Here is an 11,602-nt window from a genome sequence, read left to right as displayed (position 1 = left end):
TGTTCATATATTAAGCTTGCACAAAGAGATGTATGTGCTGATACTATAACTCCTGTTGTTCCACATACTTTTGATAATTCTTCTACAGCTATGATGTAGGATAATACATCTCCACCTGCTCCACCATATTCTTTTGGTATTGGAATACCCATCATACCAAGTTTAGCCATCTTTTCTACGTTTTCCATAGGAAATCTTTCTGTTTCATCAATTTCTGCGGCAATTGGCTTTACTTCTGTTTCAGCAAACTCTCTTACCATTTGTCTTACAAATTCTTGTTCTCTAGTTAATGCAAAATTCATTTATTCTTACCTCCTATCTATTTTTGAAGCATTTATCTTTTCTTTTTTCAAGAAATGCTGTCATACCTTCTTTTTGGTCTTCTGTAGAGAAGCATTCTCCAAATACTTCTGCTTCAAAAGCTATCCCTGTATCTATATCACATTGTACTCCTCTGTTTATAGCTGACTTACATAGTTTTATAGCTATAGGAGCATTATTAGCTATCTTATTAGCCATTTCTTTAGCTTTATCTAAAAGTTCATCCTTTTCTACTATCTTATTAATTAATCCTATTCTTAATGCCTCTTCTGCACCAATTATATCTGCTGTATATATTAATTCTTTGGCTACTGCTGGTCCAACTAATCTAGGTAACCTTTGAGTTCCACCAAATCCAGGGGTTATTCCTAGCCCAACTTCCGGTTGTCCAAATTTAGCCTTTTCAGAAGCAATTCTTATATCACAAGCCATGGATATTTCACAACCTCCGCCTAAAGCGAATCCATTTACTGCTGCAATAACTGGTTTTTCTAAGGTTTCCAACTTTCTGAATACTCTATTTCCAAGTACTCCAAATTTTCTACCTTCACTTACAGTAAGATCTTTCATCTCTCCTATATCCGCACCAGCTACAAAAGCTTTTCCTGCTCCTGTAAGTACTACTGCTAATACTTCATCATCTTCTGCTAGACAGTCAATAGCATAATCTAGTTCTTTTAGCAGTTCACTATTTAAAGCGTTTAGAGCATCAGGTCTATTAATTGTTAAAACCGCTATTTTACCATCCTTTTCAAGGATAAGATTTTTAAAATCCATAGTATAATTTTCCTCCCTACTTTAAATAATTTTTAACAAATAACTTTGGGATTTTACAATCATCTATTATTTATTAAATTAATTATTTGTTAATATTATAACAAATACACTCAAAAAAAATAAATCCCTTTTCTTAAATACAATTATATACTCTATCTGTTTTATTTTCAATATAAACTTTTACTAAATTTATAATAAATTAAAAAAATAAAACAAAAAGAAGGCACTTGTTGAATTTATAACAAGTACCCTTACTTTTATTTAACGTCTATTCCTCTTGTTCATTCATCAAATAACTTAACGTTAGTAAGTTCTCACTTAAATGTACATTCTCAGTAAAAACTCCCTCTGGAACCTTTAGATCTACAGGAGCAAAATTCCATATTCCCTTTACATTATTTCTAGTTAAAATGTCGCATACCTTTTGAGCACTTCTACTAGGAACACATATAATTCCAACATCTACATTGTTTTCTTTTAGGTAATCTTCTAAAGTATCTATATCTTTTATCTCTATATCTCTTATCTTCAAGCCTACTAGTTTAGGGTTTATATCAAAAATAGCTTCTAACCTAAATCCAAGTTTTTCAAACTTATTATAATTAGCTATTGCCTGCCCTATGTTACCTCCGCCTAGTATGATACATCTATACTCTTTGGTTAATCCTAGTATATTACTTATTTGAGCATGAAGCTCCTTTACGTTATATCCGTATCCTTGCTGCCCAAAATCACCAAAACAATTAAAATCTTGCCTTATTTGCGATGCTGTAAATCCTATCTTTTTGCTAAGTTCCTTAGAGGAAATCCTATCCACTTCATTTCTTAACAGCTCTTCTAAATACCTATGATATTTAGGTAATCTCTTTATAACTGCCATAGAAATATTTCTTTTCTTGTCCATAGTTCACCTCTTAAGTTTAATACTATATTTTTATAATTAGTAGCCATTGATTATATATTTTATCACAATATATAATTTCATACTATCTATATTATAACAAATTTAAAATACCTCTACAAAATTTTATTTTTACATAGTAGAATATTATAGATAAGGGGTGAATAAACAAATGATTATTTTAAGTTGTAAAAATCTTACTAAAAGTTATGGTATAGATAGTATTTTACATAGTATATCTTTTAACATAAAAGATACTGAGAAAGTAGGCTTGATAGGCCCTAATGGTTCTGGAAAATCTACATTATTAAAAATATTAGCTAATAAATTAGATCATGATGGCGGAGAAATTTTTGTGGAAAAAAATAAAAAAATCGGCTATCTTCCTCAGCATTATTCCATAGAATCTTCCAAAACTATATATAACGAAATGTTATACGTATTTAAAAGTCTTATGGACTTAGAAGAGAAAATAGCTGATTTAGAAGAGAAAATGAATGAACCTTATGATTCTTCTAATGCAGAGTATCATGATAAAATCATTAAGAATTACACAACTGCTGTTGAAACATACACGCTAAGAGGAGGATATACATACAAAGGCGAGATTAATAAAGTTTTAACTGGATTAGGATTTGAAGAAAGCGATTTTGATACCCCTGTCAATATATTAAGTGGAGGTCAAAAAACTCGATTAGCTTTGTGTAAATTATTGCTTATAAATCCAGATATACTATTATTAGATGAACCTACAAACCATTTAGACTTAGATGCTATAGAATGGCTAGAAGAATACTTGAAAAACCATAAAGGAACCATGATAATAATTTCACACGACAGATACTTTTTAGATTCTGTTACTAATAAAACTATGGAAATCTCTAACAATCATCTTAAATCCTTTGATGGAAATTATACAAAATTTATAGAATTTAAAAAGAAAGATTATGAAGCTCAACTAAAAGCTTACTCAATTCAGCAATCCGAAATAAAAAGACAAGAAGAAATTATAGAAAGATATAGATCTTTTAATAGAGAAAAAAGTATACGGGCTGCAGAAAGTAGACAAAAGGCTTTAGATAAAATGGAGAAAATAGATAAGCCCACGGTAGATTCTAGTAGTGCAAAAATTAAATTTAAAGCCTCTATTAAAAGTGGTAGTGATGTTCTTTATATAGAAGATTTATCCAAAAGCTTTGATGAGGTAGAACTTTTCCATAATATTAATTTGGATATAAAAAGAGGTGACAGATCTGCCCTAGTAGGTGAAAATGGTCGTGGTAAAACTACTCTTTTTAAAATGATAATGGATGAAATACCCGCTGACAATGGTACTAAAGTATTGGGTAGGAATGTATTTATAGGATATTATGATCAAGAACAGTCTGATCTGAATCCTAATAAAACTATAATAGATGAGGTTTGGGACGATTTCCCTAATATGACAACTACAGAAGTAAGAAATGCCCTAGCTTCATTTTTATTTACTGGAGATGATGTATTCAAAGAAATATCTAAGCTTAGCGGTGGAGAAAAATGTAGGATAAATCTTTTAAAATTAATGTTATCTAAGGCTAACTTTTTACTTCTAGATGAGCCTACAAATCATTTAGATATAGTATCTAGAGAAGCTTTAGAGGATGCTATAGTAAATTATGACGGAACCGTACTTGTAATTTCTCACGATAGATATTTTTTAAATAAAGTTATTGATAAAATATATGAGTTAAAAAAAGATGAAATCAAAGAGTATTTAGGTAACTACAACTACTATATAGAAAAGAAGAAAAATCCTTCTAGATTTGAAGCTTTAGAAGAAAATGAAGGTATGACTAAAACTCAAATTAAAATGGAGAAAAAAAAGAAGCGTGAGGCCGAAAAAGAACAAAAACAAATTAAAATGAAAGCTAAAAATATAGAAGAACTAATTTCTTCTAAAGAAAATGAATTGTTAAAACTCCAAGAAGAGTTATGTTTAGAAGAGGTTTATTCTAATCCTGATAAAGCTCAGGATATAAACTTAAAAATATTAAATATAGAAAAATCTCTAGAAGAACTTTATAATGAATGGGAAAACTACTTATAATTAACAGCGAATAATGAACAACTATGGATATCTTTTCTCCACTGGCATTCTAAAAAAATTTTAATTGTATGATTTATATATTAAGCAGTTCTTAACTAAATAAGCGATGTTCAGCGAAGCAACCGAGCCTACAAAATAAAATTAAAGATTTTCTGTAGCACCGCGGAAGAAAATCCACTTAAATTATTAGTTGTTCATTATTCATTGTCCATTGTTAGCTGTTCATTAAATAAAAAGGTTCTCATTGATAATATTCCTGTTTTGCTATAGAATAGTTTTTAGAATATTCTATAACAAGGAGGTTTTTATGATTAATACCAAAGTATTAGCAACTATTACTGCAATTTCTTATTCTGTAATTTTTGGATTAAGCTTTTTATTTACTAAAAAAGCTTTAATTTTTGCTACCCCTTTTCAGCTAATAGCCTTTAGGTTTCTATTAGCTTTTATTTTTATGTCTATTTTAATATTTTCTAAAATCTTGAAAATAAATTATGAAAACAAGGATATTAAAGGACTTTTTTTTCTGGTTTTAATGCAACCTATAGGTTATTTTATTTTTGAAACCTATGGACTTAAACTATCTACATCTTCCCAGGCTGGTATTTTAACAGCCCTTATACCTATAATTTCATCTATAGTGGCTGTATATATCTTAAAAGAAATTCCTTCTAAAAAACAATGGTTTTTTATTATTTTATCTGTTATAGGCGTTATTTTTATAGTAATTATGGATAAGAATAGTGATTCTGGAAACTCATTATTAGGCACTTTTCTTTTGCTTGGAGCCATAATCTGTGGTTCTTTTTATCATGTTCTTTCAAGAAAAGTTTCCTCTACTTTTACTCCTATAGAAACTACTTATTTTATGATGGGAGTAGGTGCTGTAACTTTTAATTTTATTTCCATTATTACTCACATTAAAGATAATGATTTTAGCAATTATTTTCATTTATTGTATAACAAAGATTTTCTAATACCTTTACTTTTTTTAGGAATACTATCTTCTGTTATAGCCTTTTTATTTGTAAATTTTTCTCTATGTTACTTAGAAGCTTCTAAATGTGCAGTTTTCTCTAATTTGTCTACTGTAATTTCTATATTGGCTGGGGTTCTTTTCTTAGATGAAAAAATATATTGGTATCATATAATTGGTTCTATAACCATTTTAATAGGAGTGTATTTTACAAATTATTTAAATTCAAATAATAAAAATACTTCCTCTGAAAAAGATGTTGATTTAGATGAATCCAATAAAGAAAGAGCTATATCAAAATGATTTTAAATCATTTTGATATAGCTCTTTTTCCCATACTTAGCATTTAATTTCTTTTAGACATTTCCCTAGTTTTATCAGTACATTTTCTCATTGCTTCCATTACAGTCCCTCTAAAATTATTTTTTTCTAAAGAGTATACTGCCTCTATTGTAGTTCCTGCTGGTGAACAAACCCTATCTTTTAACTCTCCTGGATGTTCGCCTGTTTCTAATACCATTTTTGCAGCTCCTAATACAGATTGTGCTGCCATTTTATATGCTTTATCTCTAGGAACACCATCTAATACCGCTCCATCTGCTAAAGCTTCTATAAACATATACACATAGGCTGGTGAAGAACCACTTATAGCTGGTATTGCATCCATAAGATTTTCTTCTATAATTTCTACTTTACCAAAACTTTTAAATATATCTACTACAACTTTTAAATCATATTCCTCAACTAATTCATTATAGCATATGGCACTCATACCTTCCCCTACTAAAGCAGGAGTATTTGGCATAGTTCTAATTACTTTTAATTTCTTTTTAAAAGATTCTTCTACATAATCTATGGTTATTCCCGCTCCTATAACAACTATTATTACATCTTTTTTTACATAATCCTTTATTCCCTCTATTACCTCTCCATATTTATTTGGTTTAACTGCCAAGATAATTATATCGGACTTCTCTGCTACTTCTTCATTAGATTTTGAAGTGTTCACATTAAAATTGTCTTTTATATATTTTAATTTTTCTTCATCTCTATCGCTTACAAATACATTTTTCCCCTTAACTATTTTTGAAGTCACAATTCCTGTAATCATAGCCTGCGCCATATTTCCACAGCCTATGAATCCTATACTTTTTTCCATATATACCCCTCCAACTTTATTTATTTAATTTTAAATTTGGTACTGCATTTAAATTTAAATCTGAAAAATCACTTTTCAAAAATTGAAAATAAGCTGCACTACCTATCATTGCCGCATTATCTGTGCATAGTTTAATACTTGGAAACAATATTTTTATATTATTTTTTTCTCCTTCTTTAACTATAGTATCTCTAAGACAAGAATTTGCTGCCACTCCGCCTGCTACCGCTATTTCATCTACTTTTTTTATCTTAGCAGCTTTCATAGTATTGTCTACTAAAAAATCTACCACTGCCTTTTGAAAAGATGCTGCTACATCTGCTCTATTTATTTCTTCTTTTTTCATTTCCATAGTGTTTAAATAATTTAATACTGAAGATTTAAGTCCACTAAAGGAAAAGTCTAAAGTATTTTCTTCATGAAACTTAGCCCTTGGAAATTTTATAGCATTTTCATTACCTTCTTTAGCTAATTTATCTATTTTAGGCCCTCCTGGATATCCCAATCCTATGGCTCTTGCTACTTTATCATAGGCCTCTCCTGCGGCATCATCTCTAGTTTCTCCTATTATTTCATATTCTCCATAGTTTTCAACATATACTATAAAAGTATTTCCTCCAGAGACCACAAGACATAAAAAAGGTGGCTCTAAGTCCTTATGTTGAATATAATTCGCACTTATATGACCTTCTATATGGTTAACTCCAATCAAAGGCTTATTTAATGCATAGGATAGTCCTTTAGCATACTGCAATCCTACCAATAGTGCTCCTACTAATCCTGGTCCATAGGTTACAGCTATAGCATCTAATTCTTCGTAATCCATATTAGCCTCTTTTATTGCTTCTTGAACTACTAAAGAAATGGCTTCTATATGTTTTCTAGATGCTACCTCTGGAACTACCCCTCCAAATTTTTCGTGTATATCTATTTGAGATGAAATTACATTAGATAAAACTTCTCTGCCATTGATTACTACAGCCGCTGATGTTTCATCACAACTACTTTCAATAGCTAATATTTTTATATCTTTCTCCATAAAATTTATACCTCACTTAAACTGTTGTTTAATTTTAATTCGCTTAAAAAATTGTCCTCTAAAATAATATGTTATATAATCAATATATAATTATCAATAATAATTATACTTTAATAGTATATTCTAATCAATGATTGTTAAAGTTAACTTAATTATTAACTATATAAAATATGGGTGGTTTCAAATGAATAATTATGCAAAAATAATAGTGAAGGGCTCTCCTATCACAAAATCTAACTTTAAACTTTTTAACCTTCAAGGAAGGGCAATACTTCCTCATAATTCTGGTAAATACCATGATAGATACGCTGTATATGAACAGGAAATTGCTTATGAAGCAAGGGTTCAAAATCCAAACATAATATTATCTGAATCTTTAATAGCTGTATTAAAGGTGTACTATAAAAGCAAAAAAAGGCATCCTGATACTATTAACATCACAAAAAGTATATTTGATGGTGTAGAAAAAAGTGGTGTTATAATTAATGATGCTCAAATAAGAAGAATAATAGTGGAAGAATTTTATGATAAAGAAAATCCAAGATTTGAACTAGAACTCTTTGGCGAAAGTTTTTATTCTATGGATTACACTATAAAAAAAAGAGATATTAACGTAAAACCTATTGAATATAATCCTTCTCCAAATACTCATAATAAATCCCCAGAAAAAATAGATAAAAAAGTTATTGGTGAAAACTTATGTAGCATCTGTGGTAAAAAAGTTACAATAACTGATTGTTTTTCTGCTAATAAAGGTACTATGAAAATATGTAAAGAGTGCTTTAAAAAATCATTTTAAAGCACTCTTTTATATTTAAATATATTGTATATGGATTATCTTTTTAAACTGCTTTCTTTTTTATGGTTCTTGTAGCTACTATGTCTACACCTGTATCACATATATTTTCTGCAATTACATCTCCTATTTTAACTGGAGCTTTTACTACTAATCCCTTTAATGACTTCATACATTCATTTATTTTACTTTTAGGTATATCCTCTTTTGTTTTCACAGGTAGTATATCTATTTCTCCATCTTCTATATAAACTGATGATGTAACTATTCTTTTAGGATTAGTACATTCTTTTTTAGCATAGTTTATACCTATTCCACAGCTATTTCCTTTAACATCTACAACTTCGCCATTTTCTAGCTTAACATTTAAATTACAGCCCATAGGACAGCCTATGCAAGTTAGAATCCTCTCTTCCATTACTATTCCTCCTCTATTTTTACAGTAATCTTCTTGCAGCTAGGATATTTCTCTAACATAGCTTTTGTTATTCTTACTTCTTCCATTTCACCTGGAGTAAGTATTCTTTTTTTCATTCTAAATTCCCTATTATCATCAAAATAAACTGCTATATAGTTATTTGTATATACATTTCCAACTCTAAACCTTACATGTATAAAGTCTTGTACATTTTTAGAATTTATATACTTAGGCACTGTATATCTTACTCCACCTTCAGCTACCACTTCTATAGGATTATCACTATTTCCAGTTTTCTTTCCTTTTACATAGTTAACTGCATTTTTTCCAGCTACATGACTTTCCATACTAACATTATCTACTAAATCATGAACATGTAATACATTACCACAAGCAAAAATTCCTTCTTGATTAGTTTCAAAACTTTCATTAACTACAGGTCCATTAGTTACTCTTGATAACTCAACATTTGACTTTTTAGACAATTCATTTTCAGGTATTAAACCTACTGAAAGAAGTAAAGTATCACAAGGTATATATTCTTCTGTGCCTTCTATAGGTCTTCTATTTTCATCTACCTTAGCAATAGTAACTCCTTCTAATCTTTCTTTTCCTTTGATATCTATAACTGTATGACTTAGTTTAAGAGGTATTCCAAAGTCATCTAAACATTGAACTATATTTCTCTTTAGCCCTCCAGAATAAGGCATAAGTTCAACCACTGCTTTAACTTTTGCACCTTCAAGGGTCATTCTTCTTGCCATTATAAGTCCAATATCACCTGAGCCTAAAATAACAACTTCTTTTCCTGGCATATATCCATCTATATTAACAAATTTTTGAGCTGTTCCAGCTGTAAATATACCTGCACATCTACTACCTGGAATATTTAAAGCCCCTCTTGGTCTTTCTCTACAACCCATAGCAAGTATTATTGATTTCGCTTTTATTTGTATAATACCTTCATCTTTATTTACCGCTGTTATTATCTTATCTTCTGTTAAATCTATGACCATAGTATCTAATTTATAAGGTATATTTAATTCTTCTACTTTATCTATATATCTTTGTGCATATTCTGGGCCTGTAAGCTCTTCTTTAAATGTGTGAAGTCCAAAACCATTGTGTATGCACTGATTTAATATACCACCTAAAACACTATCTCTTTCTAGTATTACAATGTTGTCTACTCCCTCTTCTTTTGCTGATATTGCAGCAGCAAGACCAGCAGGGCCTCCGCCAATAATTACTATATCATACTCTTGCATTAAGATCCCTCCACGCTTCTAAATATTATCCTTGTTTCTGCCACCAGTAATAAGTTGTGATTCTCTACCAAATTTTGTTACATCCTTTGGTAACTTTTCTAACTCCCTAGATAGTATTTCAACTAACTTAGGAGTACAGAAACCTGCTTGACACCTTCCAGCTCCCGCTCTACTTCTTCTTTTTATTCCATCTAAGTCCCTAGCACCTAGTGGTCTTTTTATTGCATCCACGATTTCTGCTTCCGTAACCATTTCACACCTACAGACAACATTACCATATAGAGGATTTTCTTTAACTGCTTTTTCTCGCTCTTCATTATTCATATCTTCAAATCTCTTAACTGGTTCTCTTTTTGGATTAAATTGCTTATTTTTTTCTGGAGAAAGTTTTTCTACTATAATTTCTCCTATCATCTCAGCTATTGCTGGAGCACTAGATAATCCTGGAGATTCTATAGCTGCTACATTTATAAAGTTCTTAGCATCCTCTACTTCTCCTATGATAAAATCCCCTGTATGTCCCTTAGCTCTTAAACCACTAAAAGATGTTATTATGAAAGATGTAGGTACTTCTTTTATGCTCATCTTAGCCTTGTCCAAAATGTAGTCTAAAGACTCCTTATCTGTTGTTACATCCTCTTTATCTTCAATATCTATAGCATTTGGTCCTACAAGTAAATTTCCGTCCACTGTAGGAGTAACAAGAACACCTTTGCCAAATTTTGTTGGTAATTGGAATATAGTTTTTGAAACTGTGTCCCCAACCATTTTGTCAAATAGACAATATTCTCCCTTTCTTGGGATTATCTTTATTTTATTTTCACTTACCATATTATTAATTACATCCGCATAAACTCCTGCTGCATTTATAACTATTTTTGCTTCTATATCTCCCTCATTCGTTTCTATAATATATCTATCTTCTTTTTTTACTATATTTTTAACTTCAGTATTTAATTTAAAATCCACACCGTTGGTGTAAGCATTTTCTGCAAATGCTACATTAGCTCTAAATGGACACATAATACCACCAGATGGTAAATGTAAAGACGCAACTACATACTCAGATAAATTGGGCTCTAATTTTAATGTTTCTTCTCTATTTAATATTTCCATACCGGGTACACCATTTTTTTCTCCTTGTTCTTTTAAAAGCTTTAACTCATCTAAATCCTTTTCATCAAAGCATAAAACAAGAGCACCTATTCTTTTAAAAGGGAAATCCAACTCTTCTGAAAGCTCTTCATACATAGCATTTCCTTTTACATTTAATTTAGCTTTTAAACTTCCAGGCTTTGGATCTTCTCCTGGGTGAACTATAGCACTATTAGCTTTAGAAGTTCCCATACCTATATCATTACATCTTTCCAAAACACAAGTGTTTAATTTATATTTAGATAATTCTCTAGCTATTGCAGTTCCTGTTATACCAGCTCCAATAATTATAACATCGTACATAAATTTACCTCCCTACTAAAAATAAAAAAAGAGCTCAAATTTAAGGTTTCCTAAAAAACCTCTAAATTTGGCTCTCTTATACTCCGCCATATCTCTCTTTTAATTACTTTTATTGTAGCACTAATTTAAAATTATTTCAAGAATTATTAAAAAACTGTTTGTGTCAAATCTTAATAATGGTATCTTTTATTTTTCACAAAAATAGTTGACCCTGCATTAAATATATGCTATAATCATTATTGTTCATAGGGGTATAGCTCAATTGGTAGAGTAGCGGTCTCCAAAACCGTTGGTTCCGGGTTCAAGTCCTCGTGCCCCTGCCAAATAAAAAACCACCAACTAAGTTGGTGGTTTTTCTTAAACCCTATAATGGCATTTTTCCAAAGTTGTGCCTTAAGGCACC

11 protein-coding genes and 1 tRNA gene are annotated in these 11,602 nt (G+C 30.1%); 4 read left to right on the top strand and 8 right to left on the bottom strand.

Features of this window, described 5'->3' with window-relative positions; genetic code table 11:
- From B5D21_RS05610 to B5D21_RS05600, 3 genes are all read right to left on the bottom strand, one after another.
- On the bottom strand, positions 1-302 hold a 302-nt coding region (locus tag B5D21_RS05610; RefSeq protein ID WP_200809738.1), incomplete at its 3' end, for an acyl-CoA dehydrogenase family protein.
- A gap of 13 nt (positions 303-315) precedes the next feature.
- Positions 316-1,098, bottom strand: coding sequence for a short-chain-enoyl-CoA hydratase (locus tag B5D21_RS05605; RefSeq protein ID WP_011100554.1), 783 nt, complete (start codon positions 1,096-1,098; stop codon positions 316-318).
- Between the two features lie 268 nt (positions 1,099-1,366).
- Entirely contained in the window at positions 1,367-2,002 is a 636-nt protein-coding gene (locus B5D21_RS05600) for a redox-sensing transcriptional repressor Rex (RefSeq protein ID WP_011100555.1), read from the bottom strand.
- A 169-nt stretch (positions 2,003-2,171) separates the two neighbouring features.
- Here B5D21_RS05600 and B5D21_RS05595 point away from each other — a divergent pair, with 169 nt between their 5' ends.
- Positions 2,172-4,085, top strand: a complete 1,914-nt coding sequence (locus tag B5D21_RS05595; protein ID WP_035124769.1) for an ABC-F family ATP-binding cassette domain-containing protein — start codon at positions 2,172-2,174, stop codon at positions 4,083-4,085.
- Between the two features lie 307 nt (positions 4,086-4,392).
- Complete coding sequence (locus B5D21_RS05590) at positions 4,393-5,364, top strand: DMT family transporter (RefSeq protein ID WP_035124772.1); 972 nt, start codon at positions 4,393-4,395, stop codon at positions 5,362-5,364.
- A gap of 43 nt (positions 5,365-5,407) precedes the next feature.
- Here B5D21_RS05590 and proC read toward each other — a convergent pair whose 3' ends face one another.
- Together proC and tsaD are read right to left on the bottom strand one after the other, a co-directional pair.
- On the bottom strand, positions 5,408-6,220 hold the full coding sequence (gene proC, locus B5D21_RS05585; protein ID WP_011100558.1) for a pyrroline-5-carboxylate reductase: 813 nt from the start codon (positions 6,218-6,220) through the stop codon (positions 5,408-5,410).
- Between the two features lie 16 nt (positions 6,221-6,236).
- Positions 6,237-7,259: a tRNA (adenosine(37)-N6)-threonylcarbamoyltransferase complex transferase subunit TsaD gene (gene tsaD, locus B5D21_RS05580; RefSeq protein ID WP_011100559.1), complete on the bottom strand. Its 1,023-nt coding sequence runs from the start codon at positions 7,257-7,259 to the stop codon at positions 6,237-6,239.
- A gap of 184 nt (positions 7,260-7,443) precedes the next feature.
- Here tsaD and B5D21_RS05575 point away from each other — a divergent pair, with 184 nt between their 5' ends.
- On the top strand, positions 7,444-8,058 hold the full coding sequence (locus B5D21_RS05575; protein WP_035111748.1) for a RusA family crossover junction endodeoxyribonuclease: 615 nt from the start codon (positions 7,444-7,446) through the stop codon (positions 8,056-8,058).
- A gap of 43 nt (positions 8,059-8,101) precedes the next feature.
- Here the strand turns inward: B5D21_RS05575 and B5D21_RS05570 are convergent, their stop codons facing one another.
- The 3 genes from B5D21_RS05570 to B5D21_RS05560 are packed head-to-tail and all read right to left on the bottom strand — an operon-like array spanning position 8,102 to position 11,199.
- Positions 8,102-8,473: a DUF1667 domain-containing protein gene (locus B5D21_RS05570; protein ID WP_011100561.1), complete on the bottom strand. Its 372-nt coding sequence runs from the start codon at positions 8,471-8,473 to the stop codon at positions 8,102-8,104.
- Between the two features lie 2 nt (positions 8,474-8,475).
- Positions 8,476-9,741, bottom strand: coding sequence for an NAD(P)/FAD-dependent oxidoreductase (locus B5D21_RS05565; protein WP_011100562.1), 1,266 nt, complete (start codon positions 9,739-9,741; stop codon positions 8,476-8,478).
- An 18-nt stretch (positions 9,742-9,759) separates the two neighbouring features.
- The gene (locus tag B5D21_RS05560; protein WP_011100563.1) at positions 9,760-11,199 is read right to left on the bottom strand and encodes an NAD(P)/FAD-dependent oxidoreductase; all 1,440 of its coding nucleotides are present in this window, start codon (positions 11,197-11,199) and stop codon (positions 9,760-9,762) included.
- Between the two features lie 247 nt (positions 11,200-11,446).
- Here B5D21_RS05560 and B5D21_RS05555 point away from each other — a divergent pair.
- Positions 11,447-11,522: transfer RNA gene (locus B5D21_RS05555), tRNA-Trp, on the top strand.
- The last annotated feature ends 80 nt before the right edge of the window (positions 11,523-11,602 follow it).

Origin of the sequence: Clostridium tetani, from assembly GCF_900167265.1 — a bacterium.
In the GTDB taxonomy this organism is placed as follows: Bacteria; Bacillota; Clostridia; order Clostridiales; family Clostridiaceae; genus Clostridium_G; species Clostridium_G tetani.
Note: the sequence above shows the minus strand (reverse complement) of the source record. Positions and strands in the feature narration are given on the sequence as shown.